The organism is Bradyrhizobium sp. USDA 4510 (assembly GCF_054059095.1).
Genome location: NZ_JBSSBT010000001.1, coordinates 6,961,406 through 6,982,626, shown reverse-complemented (window position 1 = coordinate 6,982,626; position 21,221 = coordinate 6,961,406). Strand labels below are relative to the sequence as shown.

Here is a 21,221-nt window from a genome sequence, read left to right as displayed (position 1 = left end):
CCGGCGATGCACAAGACCTGCGCCGGGAGGTGAGAGGCGGGGAGGCATTCGCGCGTCACATGCTCCCCGCTGTTGCCGTGGTTACGCCGCCGGCGGCGCCGAGATCTTCACCGACGGCCGCTCCAGCATTTTCTGGTAGAAGGCATCGAGCTTGGGATAGGCCTTGCGCCAGCCGCAATCGGCGAAGCGGAAATCGGCATAGCCGAGCACGCAGACGAGGCCGATCTGCGCGATGTCGAACGACGCGCCATCGAGAACATCCGGCCGGTTCTCGAACCGCGCCATGCCGGCCCAGGCCCTGTTCCAGTGATCGTCGTGCCAGGCCTGCCACAGCGAGCCCTGCGGCCGCACCATTTTCTCGTAGCGGCACAGCAGCATGGAATCGAGCATGCCGTTGAGCAGGGAGTGATCGGTCTTCAGCTTCCAGCGTCGCGGGCCGTAGCCCGGGATCAGCCGGCCGCCGCCGAGCTCGTTGAGATATTCGACGATGACGTAGGAATCGAGGATGACGTCGCCATGGTCGAGGATCAGCACCGGCAGTTTCTTCAGCGGCGAGATCTTGGAGTATTCGTCGTTGGCCGTGCCGGGCGCGACGGTCGCCGGCACCAGCTCGATCTTGTCGATCAGGCCAAGCTCGATCGCCGCGATGCGCACCTTGCGGGCGAACGGGGAGGCGGGAGAGAAGGTGAGTTTCATGGAGATGACCTCTTTACGAACACACAGTCGTCATCCTGAGAGACCGTGAATGTATGACTCTCGATGACGCAACATACTCGATGTCGTCCCGGCCTAGTGCGCAAGGGAGCCGGGACGACGAGGGGAGAGATTGCGCTGTATCCCCGAAAACTACGCCCCAACGATTTCCTGGCGCTGCTCGCCGAGGCCTTCGATGCCGAGCGTCACGACGTCGCCGACGTTGAGATATTGCGGCGGTTTCATGCCGGTGCCGACGCCGGGCGGGGTGCCGGTCGTGACGATGTCGCCGGGCAGCAGCGTCATGAACTGCGAGACGTAGGAGATGCACTTCGCCATCGTGAAGATCATGGTCGAGGTCGTGCCGGTCTGGCGGCGCTGGCCGTTGACGTCGAGCCACATCGACAGCTTCTGCACGTCGGCGATTTCATCCTTGGTGACGAGCCACGGGCCGACCGGGCCGAACGTGTCGTGCGACTTGCCCTTGGTCCACTGTCCGAGGCGCTCGATCTGGAAGTTGCGCTCGGAGACGTCGTTGCAGATGCAGTAGCCGGCGACGTGGTTCAGCGCGTCGGCCTCCGAGACATATTTGGCGCGGGTGCCGATGATGGCGGCGATCTCGACTTCCCAGTCGAGCTTGGTCGAACCGCGCGGCTTCTCGACCGGATCGTTGGGACCGGACAGCGCGGTGTTGGCCTTCAGGAAGAAGATCGGCTCGGACGGGATCGGGTTGCCGGTTTCCTTGGCGTGGTCGGAATAATTCAGGCCGATCGCGACGAATTTGGAGATGCCGGTGACGGGGGCGCCGAAGCGCGGCTTGCCGGCGACGGCGGGCAGGGAGGCGGGATCGAGGGCAGCAAGCTTCTTCAGCGATTCCGGCGTGTAGGCATCGCCGGTCAGGTCCTTCAGATGGGCCGAGAGGTCGCGGAGCTGGCCGGATTTGTCGATCAGACCGGGCTTTTCCGCACCCTTTTCGCCATAACGAACAAGCTTCATGTTGATCACTCCCTACGATGTCCTGAGGATTGTTACTGGTATACCTCGACACGCTTCATGGAACAGCGCGCCGGGAAATTCAACCGCCCTGAGCGCGCTGCATTGCTGCCAAGCCTTATTTCAAGGCCATTTCGGTCCAATCAGCCCAGCGCGATAAACCTGAACGCGTCGCCGTCGCGCTTGATGTGGCCGGCATTGAAATGCCCGCCGATCACCAGCGTCGACGTATCGGCAAAGCGCGAGAACAATTCGCGCCGCGTCGCGGCCGATTGCTGCTGGTCGGAGTCCGCGGTCGACGACCAGTCGAGGTGGTACATCTGGCAGGGATGATGCGCGACATCGCCGGTCAAGAGGCCTTCCTCGCCGCCGGACCTGATGTGGATGCTCATATGGCCGGGGCTGTGTCCCGGCGTCGGGATCAGCGTGATCTCCTCGGTCAGCCGGTGATCGCTCGGCACCAGTTCGGCCTTGCCGGCATCCGCGATCGGCTTCACGGAATCGGCGAACACGGCGGCATGCGCGGGATCGTCGCTATGGTCGCGCCAGTGCTCGTATTCGGTCTTGCCGAACACGTAGCGCGCCTTGGCGAAGGTCGGGACCCATTTGCCGCCGACGAGCTTGGTGTTCCAGCCGACATGGTCGACATGCAGATGCGTGCACAGCACGGTGTCGATGCTGTCTGGGGCAAATCCGGCTGTGGTCAGTTTTTCCAGGAACGGATCGCTGCGGTTGTTCCAGGTCGGCACGTTGCGGCCCTGCTTGTCGTTGCCGAGCCCGGTGTCGACGATGATGCGGTGCTCCGGCGTTTCCACCAGCAGCGAATGGATCGACATCTTCAGCCGGCCGTCCTCGTTGGCGAAATGCGGGATCAGCCAGGGCAGGCTCTGGATCTCTTCCCGGCCGGCCAGCGGCAGGATGAAGCGGGTGCTGCCGACCGTCTCGAGCTCGACGACTTTCGTGATCCTGACCTTGCCTACGGTCCAGTGCATGCGGCGTGTCCTCTATTTTTTTGTTGCTCTTGCCGGACCATGCGGGTTTCCGCACGCCGACGCAATGGATCAAGTCGGCGCCTCCTGCGTTACCGCCTCGTTGGACGAAGGAGTGTGCAATGCCGGAACTCGCAATCTCCCCTGAAAAGGTCGGCTTCTTGATCGAGAAGGCGCGGGAATTCGACGTCAAGGAGGGGCTCGTCGATCCCGACTCCGGCTCGAACGGCGCCGACGACGACATGATCGATGTGCTGGAGGATGACGGCACCGATCCGGTGGCGCGCGAGATCACCGGCTTCATCAACGCGCTCAGCGAGGACGAGCAGGTCGACCTCGTCGCCCTGATGCGGCTCGGCCGCGGCGACGGCACGATCGAGGAATGGGCCGATCTGCGCCGCGAGGCGGCGCGCGGACGCACCGGCCATGTCGCCAACTATCTGTTGGGCGAGCCGATGCTCGGCGATCTCCTGGCTGAAGGACTCGACGAGTTTGGCCTGGGGCCGAGCGACGAACGCATCACGCCGATCCACTAAGGATGCGGCTCCTTGCTTACCTCGCCCCGCTTGCGGCAGGGGTGTCCGGGGAATGATTCACTGTGTCGCGGTGCATGCTCGGCAGGACCGAGGCAAATCGGTCTTTTCTGGTTGTCGAGACACAGAGGGCCGAGCATGCGATATCGCGGTAGCATTTTTGGAAGGCTGCTTGAACCGATCAATCGACGGCAGTTTCAGACGGTTGTGGATCGTCTGGACGGGGATGCCTACGACAAGTCGTTCAGGAGCTGGGATCATCTGGTGGCGCTGATCTATGCCCAGCTTAGCGGCAACAGCAGTCTGCGCGGGGTGGTGACTGGCTTCAACGCCAATTCGCAGCATCACTATCACTTGGGAACCGGCAAGCTGTCGCGCTCGACGTTGTCCGATGCCAATGCCCGCCGTCCGATCGGCATTTTCGCGCAAACCTTTGCGGCGCTGTCGGCGATGGCGCGTCGCCAGCTGCGGAGTGAAGGCATGGAGATGGTGCGTCTGATCGACGCCAGTCCGATCCCGCTCGGCAAGGTCTGCAGTTGGGCGACGTGGAACGGCCGCATCCGCGGCATGAAGCTGCATGTCGTCTACGACCCAAGGAGCGATGTCCCGACCTGCGTCGAGATGACGGCCGCGAACGTCAATGACATCGAGATCGGCCGACAGACCCCAATCCAGCCCGCCACCACCTATGTGTTTGACAAGGGCTATTGCCGTTTCGACTGGTGGCAGAAGATCAATGATAGCAAGGCTTTGTTCGTTACCCGGGCGAAGACGAGCATCCGTCTTCGCTCGCTCAGGCATCGCGCCATCCGCAAGCGTAACGGGGATGGCTTCGAAATCCTTGCCGATGACGAGGTGAAGCTCACCAGCAAGGGCGATTCGCGCCTTCCAATCCCGCTCCGCCGCATCAAGATCAGACGCGAGAAAGGCGGCAAGATCACACTCCTGACCAACGACCTTGCCCGTAGCGCCGTCGAGATCGCCGCCCTCTACAAGAGCCGATGGCAAATCGAGCTGCTGTTCCGCTGGATCAAGCAGCATCTCGATATTCGCAAGTTCCTCGGCGCCAACGACAACGCGATCCGCCTTCAGGTGCTCGCTGCGATGATTGCCTACCTGCTGCTGCGCATCGCCGCTCACACCAACTGCATCAAAATGCTCCCGCTCAGGTTCGCCGAACTCGTCGGCCAGCTCCTGCTCACGCGTCGATCCCTCGCTGCCATCGACAAACCTCCGCCCATCAACCCCAGCCGTCGGAAATCAACCATCTCACCTGACCAGATGGAGCTCCGCTATGCCTGAATTTCCCCGGACACCCCTGCGCTTGCGGGGAGAGGTCGGAATTCAAGCGTAGCTTGAATTCCGGGTGAGGGGGGCCTCCGCAATCTTTGCCTTCACCGTCTTTGCGGTGACAGCCCCTCACCCCAACCCTCTCCCCGTAAGAACGGGGAGAGGGAGCAGGAAGGAGAAACCGTGCTAACGTGCGCAGTCGACGATCACGGTGCCGATCTTGTCGCCCTTCTCGACGGCGAGATGGGCGTCGGCGGTCTCGGCGAGCGCGAATTGCCCGGCGATATTGTGCACGCGGGTGCCCGACGCCAGCCATTTGGTGATGTCGGCCTGCGCGGCCGCGAGCAGCGGCGGCGGCAGCGCGAACAGCACCAGCGAGCGCACGGTGATGCATTTCTCCATTAATTCGCGCACCGGCAGCGTGGGGGTGCGGTTGCCGTTGGTGGCGTAGACCGCGATCGTCGAGTTCATGGCCATGATCTTCAGCGTGGTCGCGAGATTGCCGCCGAAATCGACGTCGATCACGCGGTCGACACCGCGGTTCTCGGTGAAGGCCATCACCTTGGAGACGACATCTTCGGTCCGGTAGTTGACGACGGTGTCCGCGCCGGCGAGCCGTGCCTCGACGTCCTTGACCTGCGAACTGACGGTCGCAATTACGCGCGCGCCGCCCCATTTTGCCAATTGCACGGCGTAGTGGCCGACCGCGCCGGCGCCGCCGGTAACCAGCACCGTCTGCCCCGAGATCGGGCCGTCCGCAAACAGCGCGCACCACGCGGTCATGCAGGGGATGCCGAGCGTAGCACCTGCCGCGAACGACACGTCCTGCGGCAGCGGCGTTACCAGATAGTCGGCCAGCGTGATGTATTCGGCCGCGGTGCCGAAGGCGCGGCCGTTGCGCTGGCCGTTGAACAGCCAGACGCGATCACCGACCGCAAAGCGGGTGACGCCTTCGCCGACCTGGTCGATGATTCCGGCGCCGTCGCTGTTCGGGATCACGCGCGGGAATTCCATCGCGCGATAGTTGCCGCTGCGGCGGCCGACATCGGCCGGGTTGACGCCGGACGCCTCGAGGCGAACCCGGACTTCACCGGGACCAGCCTCGGGCGTCGGCATCTCGCCGACGGTAAGCACCGTCGGCGCCGCGCCGGTCCGTTCGTACCAAACAGCTCTCACAATGTGCCTGGGAAGGCACCGCCGTCGAGCAACAGGTTTTGCCCGGTGATGAAGCCGGCCTTGGCGCCGCACAGGAATGCGCAGGCATAGCCGAATTCGTCGGGATCGCCGAAGCGGCCGGCGGGGTTCAGCTTGGCACGCTCGGCCAGGACCTGCTCGGCCGAGATGCCGCGCTTCTCGGCCTCGGGCTTCGCGGTGCCGCGCAGGCGGTCGGTCTCGAACGGGCCCGGCAGCAGGCCGTTGATGGTGACGTTGTTGATCACGGTCTTGCGCGACAGGCCGGCGACGAAGCCGGTGAGGCCGGCGCGGGCGCCGTTGGACAGGCCGAGGATCTCGATCGGCGCCTTCACCGCCGCCGAGGTGATGTTGACGATGCGGCCGAACTTGCGCGCCATCATGCCGTCGACGGTCGCCTTGATCAGCTCGATCGGCGTCAGCATGTTGGCGTCGATCGCCTTGATCCAGTCGTCGCGGGTCCAGTTGCGGAAATCGCCCGGCGGCGGGCCGCCGGCATTGTTGATCAGGATGTCGGGCTCGGGGCAGGCCTTGAGCACGGCTTCGCGTCCCGCCGCCGTCGTGATGTCGCCGACGATCTCGGTGACGGTGACGCCGGGGTGCGCCTTGCGGATTTCGTCGGCGGTCTGCTTCAGCGCCTCGGCGCCGCGCGCCGTCAGGGTAACGTGCACCCCCTCATTGGCGAGCGCGATCGCGCAGGCGCGGCCCAGTCCCTTGCTCGATGCGCAGACGATGGCACGGCGGCCTTTGATTCCAAGATCCACGGTTCACTCCCTGTGATGTCGGTCGGTTTGTAAAGGTTTGATTGCACCAGTCTAGCGAAGCTCGGCGGCGCCGATAAGGGACGTGCAATGCATAAGTGCATGCCGGGCAGGAACAGTGCGGTGGGCCGGCGCCCTAGATGCGTTGCTCGCGCCGCAGCCGCTCGATCGCCATGGTGGCCTCGGGCGGCAGCGAGCGGAATCCGGCCTGTCCGGCCGCGGAGAACAACGGCCGCAATTGCGATCCGTTGAGGAATTGCGGCTGTCTGGCGAGCGGCACCAGCTGATCGAACACCAGCACCAGCGTGGTCACGACGAGGCCGACCCTGATGGCGCCGAGCAGCGCGCCGCCGAGGCGGTCGCCGATCCCGATCTCCGAGCCGATGGTGTCGTCGAGCATCGTCCGCGCCATCTTTCCGAGGATGACGCCAATCAGGAGAAAGAGGCCGAACAGCAGCACGCCATTGGGCGGAAACGGCGACGACGGCAGCGTCGCGATGTGGGGCCCGATCATCGCCAACGCGGCGACTGCAAGCGGCATGGCGACGAGATAGGCCAGGATAGTGACCGCGCTGCGCAACAGGCCGGTCGTGAAGCCGGTCACCACTGCGAACACCGATCCGAGGATGACGGCAAGGTCGAAGAGATTCATGGATGAGGAATTCCTGCCCCAATCTCCTACTGTCCCCTGGTTGATCAAGCCTGCTTACATCAGGGACAATTGTCGCTATCACTCGTCCGCTTCAATCCGGGAACCTGTCGATGTCCGACCTATTCGATGTCAGTAAAGAAATCATCCTCATCACCGGCGCCTCGCAGGGGCTCGGGCGGCAGTTCGCCCGCGTGCTGGCGGCACATGGCGCCGCGGTGGTGCTGGCCGCGCGCCAGACCGCGAAGCTGAAAAGCCTCGAGGAGGAGATCAAGGCTAAGGGCGGCCGCGCTGCCGCGGTGCAGATGGACGTCGCGGATATTTCCGGCATCGCGCAAGCGCTCGACGCCGCGGAAGCCGCGCTCGGTCCGGTCACGGTCCTGATCAACAATGCCGGCATCGCGATCGAGAAGCTGTCGACCGAGCAGACCGAGGCGGATTGGGACGCCGTGATCAGCGCTAATCTGAAGGGCGCCTACTTCCTCGCGACCGAACTTGCGCGGCGCATGATGGCGCGCAAGCAGCCGGGCAATATCATCAACGTCGCGTCCGTGCTCGGACAGGGCGTGCTCAAGGCGGTGTCGCCCTATGCGATCTCCAAGGCCGGCATGATCCAGGGCACCAAGGCAATGGCGCTGGAGCTCGCCGGCAACAACATCCGGGTCAACGCGCTGGCGCCGGGCTATATCGATACCGAGATGAACCATGATTTCTGGTCGACGCCGGCAGGCGAGCGGCTCGCCAAGCGCATCCCGCAGCGCCGGGTCGGTGCCGAGTCCGATCTCGACGGCGCGATCATGCTGCTGGCCTCGAACGCCTCGCGCTACATGACCGGGACGGTGGTGACGGTGGATGGCGGGTTCTTGCTGAACTAGCTTTGTAGCCCGGATGAAGCGCAGCAAAATCCGGGGAGCATGCGTGAAGGTCCCGGATTACGCTTCGCTTCATCCGGGCTACGATTGCAACGCATCAGGTCACGAGCACGGCCCGAGGCAGTCGGGCGCGGTTTCTGGATAATAGAAGAATGCCGCTGATTTGCCCGACGAGTCAAGTCGCCGTGTCGAAGCCGGCAGCCCGCGGCTCCTTTGCATGGGGTTGTTTTCGATATTTTTGGCCATGCGGCCCCGCGACGGCAGCCTCATAGGGGGACAAAGGCGCTCTTGCGCCGTGCCCACCCTACGCATTTGGTCACCCCGCCCGTATCTCCGCCCTGATCATGTCGGCCGCCTTCTCGCCGATCATGATGGTCGGTGCATTGGTGTTGCCGCCTATCAGGGTCGGCATGATCGAGGCGTCGACTACGCGCAGGCCTTCGAGGCCGTGCACGCGCAGCTTCGGATCGACCACCGCGAGCGGATCGCCGGTGCCCATCTTGCAGGTGCCGACCGGGTGATAGACGGTGTCGACGCGCTCGCGCAGGATGCTGCGGATGTCGTCGTCGGTGCGGACGTTGGACGTGAACACATCCTTCTGCTGCAGGGCGCGCAGCGCCGGCGCCTCCATCAGCCGCCGTGTGGTCTTGTAGCCCGCGACCATCGATTCGAGATCGGCCTCCTCGCCGAGGAAGTTGGGGTCGATCAGCGGCGCCTGCATCGGGTCGCTGCCGGCCAGCGCGACGCTGCCGCGGCTCTTCGGCCGCAGCAGGCAGACATGGCAGGAGAAGCCGGTGCCGCCGTGGCGCTTGCGGCCGTGGTCGTCGACCATCGCCATGCCGAAATGCAGCTGGATGTCGGGGATGTCGAGATCGGGCCGCGTCTTCAGGAAGCCGCCGCATTCGGCGAAGTTCGAGGTGAGGGGGCCGCGGCGCTCGCGCCGATATTGCATGATGGCGCGGACGAGCCGCGGCATGCCCTTCAGCGAGATGCCGGCGAAGTTCGGATTGTCGGACATGTAGCCGAAGATGAAATCGGGATGGTCCTGCAGGTTTTGGCCGACGCCGGGCAGATGATGCACGCTGGCGAGGCCGTGCTTGCCGAGCGCTGCGGCATCGCCGACGCCCGACAGCATCAACAGCTGCGGCGACTGGAACGCGCCGGCGGCAAGCAGGACTTCGCGCCGCGCGTGGATTTGCTTCAGCTCCTTGCCCTGCCGGTATTCGACGCCGACCGCGCGCTTACCCTCGAACAGGATGCGCGTCGCGTGCGCATTGGTCTCGACGCGAAGGTTGGGACGCCTGCCGATGTGCGGATGCACATAAGCGCGTGCCGCGCTCCAGCGCTCGCCGTTGCGTTGCGTTACCTGGTAGATGCCGAGGCCCTCATGGTCGTCGGCATTGAAATCCTCGCGGATGCGGAATTGCGCCTCTTGCGCCGCCTGCAGGAAGGTCTGCTGGATCGGATTGCCGGAGCGCAGCTTGTTGACGGCGAGCGGGCCGCCCTTGCCGTGATACTCGCCGTCGAAATCGGAATTGTCTTCCGAGCGCTTGAAATAGGGCAGCACGTCGGCGAACGCCCAGCCGGTATTGCCGAGCGCGGCCCAGTGGTCGTAATCGGCGCGATGGCCGCGAATGTAGACCATGGCGTTGATCGCCGAGGAGCCGCCGAGCCCCTTGCCGCGCGGCTGATAGCCGATGCGGCCGTTGAGGCCTTTCTGCGGCACGGTGTTGAAGGCCCAGTTGTTGACGGTGCCCGCGACCATCAGCACCAGGGCGCCCGGCGTGGTGACGACCCAATTGTCATTGGTGCCGCCGGCATCGAGAAGCGCCACCGACGTCGCCGGATCCTCCGACAGCCGCCCCGCCACCGCGCAGCCGCCGGAGCCCGCGCCCACCACCACGAAATCGAATGTGTCAGTCACGTTTCCCCCATTCCTTATTTGTCATTCCGGGGCGATGCGTTAGCATCGAACCCGGAATCTCGAGGTTCCCCGATGCGCAATTGCGCATCTGTGGTTCGCTTCGCGCCCCGGAACGACAGCACTTCTACGACAACATCCGCATCAGCTTCTCCAGCCGCGCGACCTTCGCGCCATAGGGCGGATAGAGATCGGCAAGCCGGTTGAAGCGCGAGCGGTAGAACACCGGCTTGAACTTGGTCAGCGTCTTGAACCCCCACTCGCCGTGATAGGCGCCGGTGCCGGAGGCGCCGACGCCGCCCATCGGTTGATAGGCCTGCGCGAAGTGGAACAGGCAGTCATTGACGGTGACGCCGCCGGACACCGTGCGCGCCAGCACCGCATCGCGGGCGGCGCTCTCGGTGCCGAACCAGTACAGCGCCAGCGGGCGATCGCGGCTGTTGACGAAGGCGATCGCTTCCGTCGCATCGCGCACGCCGATGACCGGCAACAGCGGCCCGAAGATCTCTTCCTGCATCACCGTCATGTCCGGCGTCGCGCCGACGATCACGGTCGGCGGAAATTTGCGCCCCGCCTTCCACTCGCGGTCGTTCGGCGTTGCCGGCTGCATGATGGTCGCGCCCTTCGCGGCGGCGTCGGCGACCAGCCCCTCGAGCCGTGCATAGTGCCGATCCGAGACGATCGACGTGTAATCAGTGTTATCGGGATCGGTACCGAACATGTGCTGCATGTGGCCCTGCAACCGCATCGCGAAGGGCTGCACCGCGGCCTGCGGTACCAGCACGTAATCGGGCGCGATGCAGGTCTGGCCGGCATTCAGCAGCTTGCCATAGGCGATGCGCTGCGCGGCTTCATCGATGTCGGCGGAGCCGTCGACGATCACGGGCGACTTGCCGCCGAGCTCGAGCGTCACCGGCGTCAGATTGCGGCCACAGGCTTCGGCCACCAGCCGGCCGACCCGCGTCGAACCGGTGAAGATCAGATGATCGAACGGCAGCGCGGCAAACGCCTTTGCGATTTCGTCGTCGATATCGGTGACCGCGAGCTCGGTGACATCGAATTTTTTTGCGATCGTCTCCATCAGCAACCCGGCAAAGCGCGGCACCAGCTCGCTCGGCTTGATGATGGCGCGGTTGCCGGCCGCGATCGCGGCGACCGCGGGCGCCAGGGTCAGCTGCAGCGGATAATTCCACGGCGCGATGATGCCGACCACGCCGAGCGGCTGCGGCATCAGCCGGTTCTTGGCCGGCGCGAACTGCGCCGTGGTCGGGACCTTCCGCGGCGCCATCCAGCCCTTGAGGTGCCTGGCCGCGTGCCTGATCTCGCCGAGCACCAGCATGGTCTCGGCGATCGCGGTCTCGACGGTAGAGCGGTGGCCGAAATCGGCCGAGATCGCCGCCTCGAATCGCGTCTCATTCTCGGTCAGCGCGGCGCGCAGGCGGCGCAGCCGGTCGAGCCGTGCCTGCAATGTCGGCGCCGGCTCGCTGCGCGACAGCTCGAACTGGCGATGAAAGGCCTCCTCAAGCGCATGCAGCCCCGGGCTCTTCAATGGCCGGTCCATGGCATTTCCCCCTCGGATGACGCATTCTTGACTGATTTGTTGCGCGCCAAGCTCCGCTTTTGCGCGCGGTCTGGCAAGGCCCGGTTCCCGGCAGCAAATCCTGCCGGGATAAGCCGGCGATTTCGACGTCACAAAATCCTCAAAAACCCGCATCCGGGGCTTTCCAAACCGGGCTCACGTTGATACATACGCCCCGCACCCGATGGCCTCGGCCCGGGTCGCCTTCTCAGGAAGCCCCCGGACGGATCGATCGGCGCCGTTGAAAAGCGTTGGCCGGCCGGCTCAGGCACCCTTTCTGCAAGGCACGCAACGGTTTAACGCGGGGTGGAGCAGCCCGGTAGCTCGTCAGGCTCATAACCTGAAGGTCATAGGTTCAAATCCTATCCCCGCAACCAAGTCCGGACCAACCGGTTCCGACAAAATGGCCCGCATTTCGCGGGCCATTTTTGCTTTGGGAGGACAATCGGGCCTCGTGTCGTCGACCGATTGGGTGCAGATCACGGCGTTTCCGCAACGCGGGCCGCTCCCTAGACGATGAAATGGAATTCGTGCCACGCACTCCAGCTAATGCCATCGCTGGCGCGAACCCAGAGGTCGTCAGGCACGGTACCGCCCTGGAATGACGTGCTCGCAATTTGGGCCGCGCTGACGTTGATGGCGGTGCCGGTGGGCTGCGTATTCCCGCCAATGCTCCAGTGGCCGCTGCTTGCCGACGGCGTCGAATCCCAGAGTTGATATTGTGCGATACTGTCGCCGTCGGCATCCGAGACTGAAAACAGGGTTAAGGCGGCCACGCTCTGATTGGCCGTCGCGTGGAAGTCGGACGCGGTCACTAACGGAGCGCTGTCAACCGGCGCGGTGACGTGAAACTCCTTCCACGCGCCCCAGGCAAAGCCGTCGTAAGCCCTCACCCAGAGATCGTCCGAACCCGAGCCGCTTTGAAAGCTTGTGCTCGAAAGCTGGGCTGCCGTGACATTGATGGCGGCATTGGTGCCTTGGGCGACTCCTCCGACAACCCAGTGCCCACTGCTCGCATCCGCCGTCGAATCCCACACCTGATAGTTTGTGATGGTGTCGGCAGCGATACGATCACCCAGTACGCCTTCTGGGACACCGGCGGGAACGGCCATTGGGTTGTGAACGGTGTCGCCCAGGCCGCCAACTCCGAGATCGATGTGAGCGCGGCCAACCTGTCACAGGTGAGCTACGTCTTCGGCCCCGGTGGCTCGCCATCGGATACGCTCTGGGTTAAGGCCAATGACGGCAGCATGTGGAGCGCCTGGAAGAGCTTCACGGCCACCGCAACGAACCAGGCGCCGACAGTCTCGGTCTCGAACGTGACGACAGTCTCGGGGCAGGTCTTCGCGGCTTCGAGCCTGGTCAGCGCGACGGACGCGGATGGCGATACCATCACGAAATATGCGTTGTGGGATTCCAACACGAACGGGCGTTGGAATGTCAACGGCGTGAACCAGTCTGCGAATACAGAGATCGACGTCACTTCGGCACAACTTGCCCAGACGACCTATCAGGCCGGTTCCGGCACCGACCAGCTCTGGATCCGGGCCTATGATGGCAGTGCGTGGGGTGTCTGGCAGCCTTTCAACGTAACGGGAGAGAGCCCCAGCACTGCCACCATCGCAGCGGGTACCACCCTGGAATTGACGGGGGCTTCGAACGCCGCCGTTACGTTCCTGGGCAGCACGGGGACGCTGAAGCTCGACAATTCCGCGAGCTTCACCGGAACTGTCGCCGGGATGTCCGGTTCGGACACGATCGATTTCGCGAATATCAATTTCGCGAACGTTCAAACGCCGACCTTCAGCGGAAACGCCTCGGGCGGAACGCTCACGGTGACGGACGGCACTGTCACCGCCAGCATTGCGCTGCTGGGCAACTACATGGCTTCCACATTCACGGCCTCGAGCGACGGCCATGGCGGTACCTCGGTTGTCGATCCGCCGGCGATGCAGGTCAGTCAGCTTGCGCAGCCGCAGCATGCGTAAGGGCTTGAGATAGGCGGCTGTGGAGGGCCTGTTGCGGGCCCTCCGCGACCAAGATCCCTCAACCGGCAAAGATGAAAAGGCCCGCCTCCTGGCGGGCCTTTTTCCAGTCTTGCAGCGCTTCCGCGATGCCGCTCAACACTTAACGCCTGCTCAGCACCTGATCACAGCGACGAGCCGTTACAGGCTGCTTCGACCGCCTGGTCGTCCACATTCGGGTCGGCCGCGGCGGTGGCCCAGGCGAGCTCGACGAGGGTCACGATCCGCCGGCCGGCACCGTCGAGCTGGCAGACGATCAGGCCTTGTTCTTCGATGTAGGTCAGAAGATGCCGGGCACGGCGCAGCGAATGCGTGCCGTAGGCGCGGGCGATCGCGGCATCGCTCGGGCACGGCCAGCCCTCTTTCGCGGCGCGCGCGATCATCATGAAGACGCCCTGCATGTCCTCGGGCAGCAACGCGGCGCGCAGCGAGACGTCCTGCCAGGCGTCGTCCTCCGCGACATCGGCGCCGAGCCCGGCGCGGGCCCGCGTCAGCATCCGGCGGAAATCGGTCAGCTCCGGCACAACGGCACCGAGACCCTCGATCCGGCAGCGGACCACGAACTCCTGATAGAGCACGCCGATGGCGCGAAAGCCTGCGTCGGGCTCGGCGAGGATAGCGCGCAGGATACGGTCCAACCGTTCACGCCGCTCGGCCAATTGCTCGGCGCTCGGCGGCGGCTCCGCAGCTTCGGGATCTGGCTCCGGTGCCGGCTGCTTGGCGGCCATCAACTGGCTGAGCAGGTCCGGCGACGGCGTCCGGCGCTGCGGCCGCACCGCTTCCGGCGGCGGAGCGGCGAGGATGATCGCGCGTGCGTCCTCCAGTGCCGCTTCAGGCAGCGGCATCAACCGCGGCGCTGCGTTGCGCGGCTGGGTGTCGGTCGGACCGATGCGCAAGCCCAGCGGACGGCGGGAGAGCGCAGGTCCCAGCGCCATGAATTGTCCGCGCTCGAGGTCGCGGAAGGCTTCCGCCTGCCGCCGTTCCATGCCGAGCAGGTCGGCGGCGCGCGCCATGTCGATATCGAGGAAGGTACGGCCCATCAGGAAGTTCGACGCTTCGGCCGCAACATTCTTGGCGAGCTTCGCCAGCCGCTGGGTTGCGATGATCCCGGCGAGCCCGCGCTTGCGACCGCGGCACATCAAATTGGTCATTGCACCGAGCGAAAGCTTGCGCGCCTCGTCGGACACCTCGCCCGCGACCGCCGGCGCGAACAGCTGCGCCTCGTCCACCACCACCAGCATCGGATACCAGTGGTCGCGGGCGACGTCGAACAGCCCGCCGAGGAAGGCCGCGGCGCGCCGCATCTGGTTCTCGGCGTCGAGTCCTTCGAGATTGAGCACCGTGGAGACGCGATGGATGCGCACGCGCTCGCCGGCGACCTGCAGGCTGCGCTCGGTGTGGTCCTCGGCGTCGATGACGAGGTGGCCAAATCGTTCGGCCAGGGTGACGAAATCACCTTCAGGATCGATGATGGTCTGCTGCACCCAGGGGGCGCTCTGTTCCAATAGCCGGCGCAGCAGATGGGATTTGCCGGAACCCGAATTGCCTTGTACCAAGAGGCGCGTCGCCAATAGCTCCTCGAGGTCGATGGCCGCCGAAGTGCCGGCCGTCGTTTGTCCCATCTCGATCGCTACGGTCATGTCCCGACTCAAATTGCCCTTGCGGAGAGGCGGCTTAACAAGCTGATCGCGCCGCGTCGAGCGAACCGCACCATCATCCCCAGGCGCGGCCGGGAGGCGGACGGTGTTGATGCTCGCCGGACGAGACGAAGATTGATCGAGCCACTACAACGTGTTTAGCTTGCATGTCTGATGTAGATTTTTTCGAACCAGTCCCTGTTCAGCTGCGCGATCCGGCCCGGTTCGGACCCGCTCTTATTCAATCAGCCCGTCGAACTCTCAGCCCGTCGAACTCAATATCTGAGTTCAACTACGACGCATTCATTTCCTACATTCTTCCCGCTCCAAACGGGATTGATCCCAGCTTGCAAGGCTCGCGTTGTCGAAGGCATCCGCCAAAAATCGAAGGTTTCACGGATCTTATCCCCGCTCACGCGCGCATGTGGCGGAGCGATCCTGATGTCGGGAGCGAGATCGCGTAAATCTTTCCGGCGTCGGTATTGATCTTTGCCGTTATCGCGTTCGGGCAGGTCTCGGCGCCCCTCGGCGACGGGATCTGGGACCAGGCCTCCTGGCTCGCACTTGCCGTGCCGCTGGTCATCATCGCTTTCTACATTTTCCGGCGTTCCGTGCGTCCTTCGTAGAAGGAGCGGGCGTTCGCGGTGACGTCGATGTGATCGGCGTCGCTATTCTCATGCCGGATACCTCCGTCCCGTTTGCCGGTGGTGTCTCGGCGCGCAAACCTCGTCATAGTCCGCCGCACAAAAGAAACGTGCGAGGAAACATGACTGAGAGCATCGTTGATGCCGTAGCGCCGTCGGTCGCGGCGCCTGGCGCAGTGTCGCCGCGAAAAGTGTTTTGGGCGACCTGGTTCGGCTGGATGCTCGATGGCTTCGATTCGTCGATGTACGCCTACATCCTGGTCGGCGCGTTGAGCGAATTGCTGCCGGCCAGCGGCATTGAGCCGAGCAAGGCCAATATCGGCATCTATGGCGGGCTCTTGTTCTCGATCTTCATGCTGGGCTGGGCCTGCTCGATGGTCTGGGGCTGGGCCGCGGACCGTTACGGACGGGTCCGGATCATGTGCTGGACGGTGCTGGTCTACTCGCTGTTCACGGCGCTGTGCGGGCTTGCGACCGGTATCGTGATGTTCGCATTGTTTCGCTTTGTTGCCGGCTTCGGAATCGGCGGCGAATGGGCCGCGGGCACGCCGCTGCTGCAGGAATCCGTGCCGGAGAATACGCGGGTGCGGCTCGCCGGATGGCTGCACACGGCGACGCCGACCGGGCTATTCCTCGCCGCCGCCGTCACGCTTGCGATTGGCAGCACGCTGGGCTGGCGCGGCATGTTCCTGCTCGGCATTCTGCCCGCGCTGCTGATCGCGTATCTGCGCAGCAACATTCCCGAACCCGAGCGCAGGGCTGCGCACGAGCAGCCGTCGGTCGCGGCCTTGTTTGCCGGCGACCAGGCGCGCACCACCTGGGCCGCGGCGCTGATGATGGCCTGCATCATCTTCGGCCTTTGGTCGTCGAACTTCTGGGCCCCGACCGTGATCTCGACCAAGCTGGTCGCCGCGGGCGCGACGCCGGCGCACGCGCAGGAGATGGGCGCGGTGGCCGGCCTGATCACCAATGTCGGCACGCTGATCGGCTGCCTCCTTGTACCATGGCTAACGACCTGGCTCGGCAGCCGGCGCCACACCGCGGTGCTGTTCTTCGTCGGCGGGCTGATCTCCGTCGTGGTCTCCTATGAGGTCGCGATCGAATGGCTCGACAGCCTGACGCTGTTCATGGTGCTGCTGCCGGTGCTCGGCTTCTTCACCAATGGTGTGTTCGGCCTGTTCACGATCTGGCTGCCGGAGATGTTTCCTTCGGCGCTGCGCGGCTCGGGCTCCGGCTTCGCCTTCAGCATGGGCCGCGTGCTCGGCGCCGCCGGCCCGACCCTGATCGGCGCGCTCGCCGCCCGCACCGGCAGCTTCCCGCTGGCGATTTCGATGCTGTCGCTGATCTATGTAGTCGGCCTGCCGCTGATCGCCCTGGCGCCGGAGACGGCCGGCAAGCCGCTGGCGAGATAGCAGGCTACTTTGCACGTTGCGCGCGGCTTCGGCCGCGCGCCGTCTTACTCCGCCGGCTTCGCGGTCGCTGGCGTCTGCGCGGCCACGGGCGTCTGCGCAGCTACGGGTACCTTCGCGGGCGCCTTGTCGACCTTCTTCGACCAGGAGCGGTAATAGGCGAGTGCGGTCATCAGCACGATGCCAACAATGCTGACCGCGATCTGCATCCAGATGCTGCCGGAGACCTCGACCAGCAGCACATGCGCGATGACCGCGAGGAAAACGCCGGTGCAGAACACTTCGAGCGACTGCTGGCCGCATTTGATGATCGGCTGGAAGATCGGCCATTCATATCCGGGCCATTCGCGCGGCAGGAAGCGGGTGACGAAGAAGGCGAGGACGATGAAGTGCAGCACGCGATAAGGCGCAAGGTTGGTCTTGTCGTTCGGATTGAAGGCGTCATAGAGCCAGGCCGGCATCGCCTGTCCGAGCTCCGGGAAGCGGCCCGCCAAGGTCATGACCAGCGCGAACAGCAGATAGGCGCCGCCGAGCCAAAGGAAGGCGCGCGAGCGGATGAACGCGATCGATTCGCTCGCGCCGCCGAGCGCGAACCAGCCGCCGAACACGAACAGGAACTGCCAGCAGAACGGATTGAAATACCATGAGCCGGACGGATAGGCCGGCAGGTTCCAGCCGAATTGCCGCGCCGCGAGATAGAGCAGGAACGAGGCCAGCAGCGTCAGATTGAGCTTGCGCAGCATCGCCCACAGCACCAGCGGATAGCACAGCATCAGCGCGATATAGAGCGGCAGCACATCCATGTTGACCGGTTTGAACGCCAGGATCAGGCCCTGATAGAGCGTCTCGGCCGGATTGTGCATGAAGCCCGCGACGTTGAATTCGTCCTGCAGGTTCGGGTCGTGGTAGCGCTGGGAGAGATAGCCGATCTCGGCGATATAGATCACGAACAGCAGGACGTGGGCGACATAGATCTGCCAAGCGCGCTTGATCAGGCGGGTGGCGCCGATCACGGTGCCGCGCTCGAGCATCATGCGCGCATAGACGAAGGATGCGGTGTAGCCGGAGATGAACACGAACAGATCGGCCGCGTCGCTGAAGCCGAAATTCTTCTGCGTGATCCAGTTCACCGCGTTGTTCGGGATGTGATCGAGATAGATCGCCCAGTTGGCGAAGCCGCGCAGCAGATCGAGGCGATAGTCGCGGCCACGCGGCGGCAGAACAGCCTTGACGTCCATCGGTACGCTCCCATCCCGAGTGCCCGCGTGTCCGGTCGCGGGTCGCCCACGACGTCATACTAGAACAGGATTTCGACGGTTGTGTATTGGTTTTCCGGAAACGGATCGCCGCCACAGCCGGCCAAACAGCGATGAATTTGGATCAAATCGTTCGCGCCGCGAACCACGCGGTGCGTAGGATGGGTAGAGCGAAGCGAAACCCATCGCTCCGTGTCGACCTGACGAATGATGGGTTTCGCTTCGCTCTACCCATTCTACGAGAGCCGGCCGCGCACCGGCGCGGCTAACGCTGCACAAACCCGTTATGCAGCGTGGTGAACAGCGCCTTGCCCTTCTTCACCAGATCGTATTTGCGGCCGTAAAGCAGCCAGACGGCGGTGAGGTGGCACATCCCGCCCATCATCAGCGACATCGCGGTGTAGGGATCGAGATTGCGGCGATAGGTGCCGGCGCGGCTCGCCTGCCTGATCAACTGCACATAGCGCAGCGCGTATCTGTCGACCGCCTTCTTGATCCGCGGTTCGGCGGCAAGCACGCTCGGCCAGATCTCGAGGAAGAACACCCGGCCCCAGCTCGGGTTGTCCTTGATGTACTGGAAGTTGGTGAGGAAGATGATGCGGAGCTGGTCGACGGGATCGCCACCCTTGACCAGCAGCGGCTCGGTCTTCTGATACAGCGCCTCGAAATTGCCTTCGGGCACATCGAGCACCAGCGCGCGCTTGTCCTCGAAATAATCATAGATGCTGGAGAGCGGTACTTTCGCCGCGGCGGCGACCTCGGTGAGCGAGGTTCCGTCGATGCCTTTTTCGCCAAACAGCTTGGTGGCCGCCGTGAGGATCTGCTCGCGCCGGTCGCGGCTGCGTTGCTGCTTGAGCTTGAGTGTCGTCCCCGAAGCCACGGTGGTCTCCAAGAGCGTTTTCGCGCGAAGTGGATACCGGTTCGCGCAAGGAAGACGCGTCAAAGCAGGAATCTCATCCCCGTAAAAAAAACAGTAAGGCAGCGGGATCGGAACACAAGTGCTATTGCGACGGGATACAGCGGTAAAGCCTGCGGGTCAGACCGGCGCGTTCCGCCGTTCATGTGTGCGGAACGCGTTGCGGGCAATGATCTGGCGCATGATCTCGGAGGTGCCGTCTAGAATGCGGACCACCCGCGTTTCCCGCCAGATGCGCTCGATCGGCAGGTCTCTTGAATAACCGGCACCGCCGAACAGCTGCATGGTCGTGTCGGCGACGCGCTGCACCATGTCGGCGCCGGTATATTTGGAGAGCGCTGCCGCGGCGGTGCGGGCGGCGGCATCGCCCCGGTCGTAACGCCAGGCTGCCTCATAGGCGACAAGCCGCGCGGCATGCAGCGAACTCGCCATGTCGGCGATCTGCCACTCGAGGCCCTGATGGTCGCGCAGCTTGCGTCCGAACGTCTCGCGCTCCGAGACATGGTCGAGAGCGTAGTCCAGCAGCTGGCTCGCCGCGCCGACGCAATAGGCGCCCCAATGGGTGCGCCCGGCATCCAGGCACCGCATCGCGATGGCGAATCCTTCGCCCTCCTGTCCCAGCAGATTCTCGCGCGGAATACGGCAATCCTCGAAGATCACTTCGGCGTGCTCCGAGCCGCGTCCGGCAGCCATCTCGACCAGGCGGCCGATGGCAAGGCCCGGCGTCTTTGCGTCGACGACAAAGGCCGCGATGCCCTTGGCGCCGGCGGAGGGATCGAGCGTGGCGAACACCGTGAAGACGCCGGCCGCGGGCGCATTGGTGATATAGGTCTTGCGGCCGTCGAGCACGTAATGATCGCCGTCCCGCCGCGCCCGGGTCTGGATCCGGGCGGCATCGGATCCGGCATTCGGTTCGGTCAGCGCGAACGCGCCGATCACCCGTCCGCTGGCGAGCTCCGGCAGCCATCGGTCGCGAACCGCCGGCTGCGCGTAGAGCTCGATCGCCTTCGAGCCGATGTGAACGTTGACCCCGCTCAGATAGTAGAAGGCGGTGTGGGCCTTCGCGAGCTCCTCGATCGCGATGCAGCTGCCCAGCATCGTGAGGCCGAGGCCGCCGAATTGCTTCGGCGTGTTGGTGCCGAACAATCCCATCCTGCGCAGGCCGGCCATGGCGCTGTCCGGCACCTTGCCGGTCGCCTCGATCGCGGCATCGTGCGGCTGTAGCTCGCTGCGCACGAATTCACGCATCCGGCCTTGCAGAACGCGGAGGTCGTCGGGAAGCTCAAAATGCATCGCAGGCACCAAAAGTCGAATAATCTTCGAAAAATGTTGCGCCGCCTTCCGGCAGATGTCAAGGTTTTGCGGAAGTTCCGGAGAATACGGCATGCTCGCAGGCTTGATGCAGCAGGTCCCGCTCACCCTCAATCTGGTGAGGGACGTGTCGCGGATCTCTATCCGAACAAGACGGTGACGACGCGGTATTGCGACCGCGTCCATGTCATCAGCTATGCGGAGCTGCTCGGCCGCGCGGGCCAGCTCGCCAACTTCCTCGCCGAGATCGGCGTCGAGCGCGGCATGCGCGTTGCCACGCTGGCCTGGAACTCGCGCCGTCACCTCGAGCTTTATCTCGCCGTGCCCTGCATGAGCGCGGTGCTGCACACCATCAATGCGCGCCTGCACGCGCTTGATATCGCAAGACTGCTCGCCCACGCCGAGGATCGGGTGCTGTTCGTCGATCGTTCGATCTGGCGAACCGTCGGGACGGAGATCGAGCTGCGCAACACGTTTGAAGCTCACTAAACGCTTCAACCCATCTTCCGACCATCGCATCTTCCGCCGCAACTTTGTCCACTTGTTACGGGAC

General features: G+C 64.3%; 19 protein-coding genes and 1 tRNA gene. 7 read left to right on the top strand and 13 right to left on the bottom strand.

The window, feature by feature from the left end; translation table 11 throughout:
• Positions 1 to 81: 81 nt before the first annotated feature.
• From ACVMDN_RS32620 to ACVMDN_RS32610, 3 genes are all read right to left on the bottom strand, one after another.
• Positions 82 to 696, bottom strand: coding sequence for a glutathione S-transferase family protein (locus tag ACVMDN_RS32620; RefSeq protein ID WP_057017844.1), 615 nt, complete (start codon positions 694 to 696; stop codon positions 82 to 84).
• A 150-nt stretch (positions 697 to 846) separates the two neighbouring features.
• Entirely contained in the window at positions 847 to 1,689 is an 843-nt protein-coding gene (locus tag ACVMDN_RS32615; protein ID WP_076827518.1) for a fumarylacetoacetate hydrolase family protein, read from the bottom strand.
• Positions 1,690 to 1,829: 140 nt separating this feature from the next.
• Complete coding sequence (locus ACVMDN_RS32610; RefSeq protein WP_057017843.1) at positions 1,830 to 2,678, bottom strand: MBL fold metallo-hydrolase; 849 nt, start codon at positions 2,676 to 2,678, stop codon at positions 1,830 to 1,832.
• Positions 2,679 to 2,797: 119 nt separating this feature from the next.
• On the opposite strand from ACVMDN_RS32610, the gene ACVMDN_RS32605 reads away from it, so the two are divergent.
• Together ACVMDN_RS32605 and ACVMDN_RS32600 are read left to right on the top strand one after the other, a co-directional pair.
• The gene (locus tag ACVMDN_RS32605) at positions 2,798 to 3,211 is read left to right on the top strand and encodes a DUF3775 domain-containing protein (protein ID WP_057017842.1); all 414 of its coding nucleotides are present in this window, start codon (positions 2,798 to 2,800) and stop codon (positions 3,209 to 3,211) included.
• Between the two features lie 135 nt (positions 3,212 to 3,346).
• Positions 3,347 to 4,510 (top strand): IS4 family transposase, encoded by a 1,164-nt coding sequence (locus ACVMDN_RS32600; RefSeq protein ID WP_229193596.1) that lies wholly within the window; start codon positions 3,347 to 3,349, stop codon positions 4,508 to 4,510.
• Between the two features lie 174 nt (positions 4,511 to 4,684).
• On the opposite strand, the gene ACVMDN_RS32595 is transcribed toward ACVMDN_RS32600, so the two are convergent.
• From ACVMDN_RS32595 to ACVMDN_RS32585, 3 genes are all read right to left on the bottom strand, one after another.
• On the bottom strand, positions 4,685 to 5,674 hold the full coding sequence (locus ACVMDN_RS32595; RefSeq protein WP_076828120.1) for an NADPH:quinone reductase: 990 nt from the start codon (positions 5,672 to 5,674) through the stop codon (positions 4,685 to 4,687).
• The gene (locus ACVMDN_RS32590) at positions 5,671 to 6,453 is read right to left on the bottom strand and encodes an SDR family oxidoreductase (RefSeq protein WP_057017840.1); all 783 of its coding nucleotides are present in this window, start codon (positions 6,451 to 6,453) and stop codon (positions 5,671 to 5,673) included. Before ACVMDN_RS32590 ends, ACVMDN_RS32595 begins: the two co-directional genes overlap by 4 nt.
• A 133-nt stretch (positions 6,454 to 6,586) precedes the next feature.
• Positions 6,587 to 7,102 carry a CvpA family protein gene (locus tag ACVMDN_RS32585; RefSeq protein WP_057017839.1) on the bottom strand — a complete coding sequence of 172 codons (516 nt, stop codon included), beginning with the start codon at positions 7,100 to 7,102 and terminating at the stop codon, positions 6,587 to 6,589.
• A 110-nt stretch (positions 7,103 to 7,212) separates the two neighbouring features.
• Here ACVMDN_RS32585 and ACVMDN_RS32580 point away from each other — a divergent pair, with 110 nt between their 5' ends.
• On the top strand, positions 7,213 to 7,974 hold the full coding sequence (locus tag ACVMDN_RS32580) for an SDR family NAD(P)-dependent oxidoreductase (protein ID WP_057017838.1): 762 nt from the start codon (positions 7,213 to 7,215) through the stop codon (positions 7,972 to 7,974).
• A 313-nt stretch (positions 7,975 to 8,287) separates the two neighbouring features.
• On the opposite strand, the gene ACVMDN_RS32575 is transcribed toward ACVMDN_RS32580, so the two are convergent.
• Both ACVMDN_RS32575 and ACVMDN_RS32570 read right to left on the bottom strand, forming a co-directional pair.
• Positions 8,288 to 9,895 carry a GMC family oxidoreductase gene (locus tag ACVMDN_RS32575; protein ID WP_194295356.1) on the bottom strand — a complete coding sequence of 536 codons (1,608 nt, stop codon included), beginning with the start codon at positions 9,893 to 9,895 and terminating at the stop codon, positions 8,288 to 8,290.
• 124 nt (positions 9,896 to 10,019) lie between these two features.
• Positions 10,020 to 11,453: a coniferyl aldehyde dehydrogenase gene (locus ACVMDN_RS32570; RefSeq protein ID WP_456834695.1), complete on the bottom strand. Its 1,434-nt coding sequence runs from the start codon at positions 11,451 to 11,453 to the stop codon at positions 10,020 to 10,022.
• A gap of 318 nt (positions 11,454 to 11,771) precedes the next feature.
• Between ACVMDN_RS32570 and ACVMDN_RS32565 the strand changes: the two genes are divergently transcribed.
• Positions 11,772 to 11,848: transfer RNA gene (locus ACVMDN_RS32565), tRNA-Met, on the top strand.
• Between the two features lie 132 nt (positions 11,849 to 11,980).
• Here the strand turns inward: ACVMDN_RS32565 and ACVMDN_RS32560 are convergent.
• The gene (locus tag ACVMDN_RS32560) at positions 11,981 to 12,583 is read right to left on the bottom strand and encodes a hypothetical protein (RefSeq protein ID WP_076828115.1); all 603 of its coding nucleotides are present in this window, start codon (positions 12,581 to 12,583) and stop codon (positions 11,981 to 11,983) included.
• Positions 12,584 to 12,589: 6 nt separating this feature from the next.
• On the opposite strand from ACVMDN_RS32560, the gene ACVMDN_RS32555 reads away from it, so the two are divergent.
• On the top strand, positions 12,590 to 13,459 hold the full coding sequence (locus tag ACVMDN_RS32555) for a hypothetical protein (protein ID WP_076828113.1): 870 nt from the start codon (positions 12,590 to 12,592) through the stop codon (positions 13,457 to 13,459).
• 161 nt (positions 13,460 to 13,620) lie between these two features.
• On the opposite strand, the gene ACVMDN_RS32550 is transcribed toward ACVMDN_RS32555, so the two are convergent.
• A complete protein-coding gene (locus ACVMDN_RS32550; protein ID WP_076828111.1) occupies positions 13,621 to 15,135 on the bottom strand; it encodes an ATP-binding protein in 1,515 nt (504 codons plus the stop codon).
• Between the two features lie 763 nt (positions 15,136 to 15,898).
• Here ACVMDN_RS32550 and ACVMDN_RS32545 point away from each other — a divergent pair.
• Positions 15,899 to 17,188 (top strand): MFS transporter, encoded by a 1,290-nt coding sequence (locus ACVMDN_RS32545; protein WP_076828109.1) that lies wholly within the window; start codon positions 15,899 to 15,901, stop codon positions 17,186 to 17,188.
• A gap of 44 nt (positions 17,189 to 17,232) precedes the next feature.
• On the opposite strand, the gene ACVMDN_RS32540 is transcribed toward ACVMDN_RS32545, so the two are convergent.
• The 3 genes from ACVMDN_RS32540 to ACVMDN_RS32530 all read right to left on the bottom strand — a co-directional run bounded on the left by ACVMDN_RS32540 (position 17,233) and on the right by ACVMDN_RS32530 (position 20,650).
• On the bottom strand, positions 17,233 to 18,423 hold the full coding sequence (locus ACVMDN_RS32540) for an OpgC domain-containing protein (protein ID WP_076828107.1): 1,191 nt from the start codon (positions 18,421 to 18,423) through the stop codon (positions 17,233 to 17,235).
• A 283-nt stretch (positions 18,424 to 18,706) separates the two neighbouring features.
• Positions 18,707 to 19,321 carry a TetR/AcrR family transcriptional regulator gene (locus ACVMDN_RS32535; RefSeq protein WP_076828126.1) on the bottom strand — a complete coding sequence of 205 codons (615 nt, stop codon included), beginning with the start codon at positions 19,319 to 19,321 and terminating at the stop codon, positions 18,707 to 18,709.
• 156 nt (positions 19,322 to 19,477) lie between these two features.
• Positions 19,478 to 20,650, bottom strand: coding sequence for an acyl-CoA dehydrogenase family protein (locus tag ACVMDN_RS32530; protein ID WP_076828105.1), 1,173 nt, complete (start codon positions 20,648 to 20,650; stop codon positions 19,478 to 19,480).
• On the opposite strand from ACVMDN_RS32530, the gene ACVMDN_RS32525 reads away from it, so the two are divergent.
• A complete protein-coding gene (locus tag ACVMDN_RS32525) occupies positions 20,645 to 21,157 on the top strand; it encodes an AMP-binding protein (RefSeq protein ID WP_083715023.1) in 513 nt (170 codons plus the stop codon). The two genes, ACVMDN_RS32530 and ACVMDN_RS32525, sit on opposite strands and share 6 nt — an antisense overlap.
• Positions 21,158 to 21,221: the final 64 nt, after the last annotated feature.